Source organism: Corynebacterium sp. HMSC29G08 (genome assembly GCF_001806875.1).
Lineage (GTDB): Bacteria > Actinomycetota > Actinomycetes > Mycobacteriales > Mycobacteriaceae > Corynebacterium.
Genome location: NZ_KV786266.1, coordinates 9,933 through 10,547, shown reverse-complemented (window position 1 = coordinate 10,547; position 615 = coordinate 9,933). Strand labels below are relative to the sequence as shown.

Below are 615 nucleotides of genomic sequence, written 5' to 3'. Positions count from 1 at the left end.
ACGCGGTGAAAGACACTATTGAGCCGGACCGCATCGTGCTTGGCGTACACACAAAAGATTCCCGAGCCGAAGAAGTTGCACGTGAGGTCTACGCCACTCCGCTTGCAAATAACACGCCGTTTATTGTCACTGACCTGCAGACAGCCGAGCTGGTGAAGGTGTCTGCGAACGCGTTTTTGGCCACCAAGATCTCGTTCATCAACGCGGTCAGCGAGGTCTGCGAGATCGTCGGTGCGGATGTCACGCAGCTTGCGGATGCCATTGGGTATGACGAGCGCATTGGCCGCAAGTTCCTCGGCGCTGGCTTAGGCTTCGGTGGCGGTTGCTTGCCCAAGGATATTCGCGCATTCATGGCGCGTGCAGGCGAACTTGGTGCGGACCAGGCGCTGACGTTTTTGCGTGAGGTGGATGCGATTAACATGCGCCGCCGCCAGCGCGTGGTGGACTTGGCGCGCGAGATGCTCGGCTCGCTGATTGGTACCCGCATCACGGTGCTGGGTGCGGCGTTTAAGCCGAACTCGGATGATGTGCGCGACTCGCCGGCACTTGCCGTTGCAGGCCAGCTCTCACTTGCGGGTGCGAGTGTGCGCGTCTATGACCCGCAGGCCATGGACA

1 protein-coding gene is annotated in these 615 nt (G+C 60.3%); it reads left to right on the top strand.

Translation table 11 applies throughout. The features are described 5' to 3' along the window. Window positions 1-615 (top strand): nucleotide sugar dehydrogenase (locus HMPREF3101_RS09100; protein ID WP_246816717.1); only part of this gene is annotated, 615 nt, incomplete at both ends.